Annotated in this window: 3 protein-coding genes; all 3 read left to right on the forward strand. The window is 73.2% G+C overall.

The features are described 5' to 3' along the window. Positions 1 to 223: 223 nt before the first annotated feature. On the forward strand, positions 224 to 1,594 hold the full coding sequence (locus MFF42_RS10975) for an RluA family pseudouridine synthase (RefSeq protein ID WP_238255789.1): 1,371 nt from the start codon (positions 224 to 226) through the stop codon (positions 1,592 to 1,594). A 254-nt stretch (positions 1,595 to 1,848) separates the two neighbouring features. Further along, positions 1,849 to 2,250, forward strand: a complete 402-nt coding sequence (locus MFF42_RS10980; RefSeq protein WP_238255790.1) for a serine/threonine protein kinase — start codon at positions 1,849 to 1,851, stop codon at positions 2,248 to 2,250. 20 nt (positions 2,251 to 2,270) lie between these two features. Then, on the forward strand, positions 2,271 to 2,873 hold a 603-nt coding region (locus MFF42_RS10985; RefSeq protein ID WP_238255791.1), incomplete at its 3' end, for an HAD-IA family hydrolase.

Here is a 2,873-nt window from a genome sequence, read left to right on the forward strand (position 1 = left end):
GCGGCGCTGACCGCCTGCGTGCCGACGGCGCGGGTGGTCGACGGCGACACCTTCGGCTCGGTCGGGCTCGGCCTGACCCTAGAGGCGGCGCGGCTCGCGGCCTGACGCGTCCGCCCCGGCGCGGACCATTCACCTGCGATCCGCGCATGGCCCGTCCGGTGAATCTGGCCCCCGACCGGTCCCGGCGCTTTGCGCCGTCATCTCAGGATGATAGCAGCGGCGCATGAAGGGACGTCCTCCACATCGCGGCTCCGGCGCCAAACGCGGACCCGGCGGCTTCGCGCCGCGCGCCGGCACGGGACCGCGCACTTCCGCCAAGGACGCCGCACAGCGCGCCGCCCGCAACCGCGGCGAGGATGTCAGCGACCGCTCGCCGTGGGACGACGGCACGGCACCCGAGAGCGCGCCGCGCCCGCAGCGCGCGCCGAGAGCCGCTACGCCGAAGCCGGACGCGCCGCGAACCCGGGCGAAGCCGCCGGTTGCCAAAGCCCCCATTGCCAAGATGTCCGCGGCCAAGGCGCCGCGGAGCGAGCCCCCTGCCCCGCCCGCCGGCCCGACCCGCCGCGAGCAGCGCGCCGCCGCCTCGGCGACGCTGGCGAGCGGCGTGCAGACCCTGACCGTCGCCCCCGACGAGGCCGGGATGCGCATCGACCGCTTCCTCGGCGCGCGCTTTCCCCAGCTTCCCTTCACCCGCGTGCAGAGCATCGTCCGCAAGGGCGAGCTGCGGGTCGATGGCAAGCGCGCCAAGCCGAACGACCGCCTGGAGCCCGGTTCGAGCGTGCGGGTGCCGCCGCTCAAGCTGGAGCAGCCCGCCGACAGGCCGCGCAGCGCCACCAAGGTCGCGGGCGATGCCGAGTTCCTGCGTTCGCTGATCCTCTACGAGGACGCGGACATGATGATCCTCAACAAGCCGTTCGGCCTCGCGGTGCAGGGCGGCTCGGGCACCGTGCGCCACGTCGACGGCCTCCTGGAAGCGCTGACCGGGCCGGACGGGCAGCGCCCGCGCCTCGTCCACCGCCTCGACAAGGACACGGCCGGCTGTCTCATCGTCGCCAAGACGCGGCTCGCCGCCGCAACCTTGGCCAAGAGCTTCCGCTCCCGCGCGGCGCGCAAGATCTACTGGGCGCTGGTGGCGGGCGTGCCGCGCACCCGCCAGGGCCGGGTCTCGACCTACCTCGTCAAGGACGAGCCGACCGATGCCGACGCGCGCATGCGGGTGGCCAAGCACGGCGACGAGGGGGCGAGCCACGCCCTCACCTACTACGCCACCGTCGATCAGGCGGCCCAGAAGCTCGCCTGGCTGTCGCTGAAGCCCGTGACCGGCCGCACGCACCAGCTCCGCGCCCACGCCGCCCATATCGGCCACCCCATCGTCGGCGACCCGAAATATTTCGACGTCGAGAACTGGGAGCTGCCCGGCGGCATCCAGAACCGCCTGCATCTCCTCGCCCGCCGCATCGTGATCCCGCATCCGCGGACCGGCCAGCCGATCGATGTCAGCGCGCCGCTGCCCCCACACATGGCGCAGAGCTGGAACCTGCTCGGCTTCGACGCCGCGCGCTACGACCCGATCGTCGAGGCGCCGGAGGCCTGAGCCGGCCGCCGGCGCTTCACGACAGCGCGGTGCGCCTTGGAAGACGGGGCGCCTGCCATAGGTCTTGCCATAGGCCGCGCATCGTCAGCGTTCCGCGTGGACGGGAACACGGCGAGGTGCTTTGATCGCCTCGGCGTCCGATCCGGCGAAGCCGCGTCGGCGCTCGGATCGATGGGCCGTGACAGGATCTGCCGCCGGGCCTCTCGGACGTCGCCCTCCCGCCGGTGGCCGCTGCAACGAGGTTTTAGGATCGCATGAGGCCCGTCACGCTGATTTCCGTCGCGCTTGCCGGCCTGCTCTGCGCCGTCGCGCCGGCCGGCGCGGCACCGCCCGGCGACGGGGCGAAGGGGGCGCCTCAGGCGCAGGCCCCGGGACAGCCCCAGGGAGGTCAGCCCCAGGGAGCGCAGAATCCGGGGCAGCCGCAACCCGCCGCGACCTCGTCCCAGGCGGCGCCCGCACCGCGCGCGCAGAACCAGGGGCAGAATCAGGGAACGCGTGCCTCCGAGCGGCGACGCCGCACCTCCTACGCCGCCTGCAACCGCGAATCGCATCGCCGCAAGCTCTCGGGCGGCGCCCGCCGCCGCTTCCTCGTCCGCTGCCGGCTCGGCTACGAACGGCGCCCGGCCTCGCAGCCGGCGCCCGCCCGCCGGCCTTGAGCCTGCGGGGCTCCGCGTCCGTGCTCAAACTCATCGTCTTCGACGTCGATGGCACCCTCGTCGACAGCCAGCACCTGATCGTTGAGGCGCAGCGGCGCGCCTTCTCCGAGCACGGCATGGAGGCGCCCGCGCGCAAGGAAGCCCTGTCCGTCGTCGGGCTTTCCCTGCCCGACGCGTTCCGCCGTCTCGTCGGCGAGGCCGGACCGATCGAGTCGCTCTCGCACAGCTATCGCAAGGCGTTCCAGGCCTTGCGCATCGATCCCGACTACGAGGAGCCGCTGTTTCCGGGAATGGCCGAGCTGGTCGACCGGCTGCATCGCCGCGACGACATCCAGCTCGGCATCGCCACCGGCAAGTCGCGCCGCGGCGTCGATCACCTCGTGGACAAGCACGGCTGGGAGCGCTGGTTCGCGACGATCCAGACCGCCGACGACGCGCCCTCCAAGCCGGATCCGGCGATGCTGCTCCAGGCGATGGACGAGGCCGGTGCCGAGCCGTCCATGACGGTGATGATCGGCGACACGACCTACGACATGATGATGGCCAGGAGCGCCGGCGTTGCGGCCATCGGCGTGGGCTGGGGCTACCACGCGCCCGGCGCCCTGTTCAGCGCGGGCGCGGTC

Origin of the sequence: Methylorubrum podarium (genome assembly GCF_022179745.1) — a bacterium.
Taxonomy (GTDB): Bacteria; Pseudomonadota; Alphaproteobacteria; order Rhizobiales; family Beijerinckiaceae; genus Methylobacterium; species Methylobacterium podarium.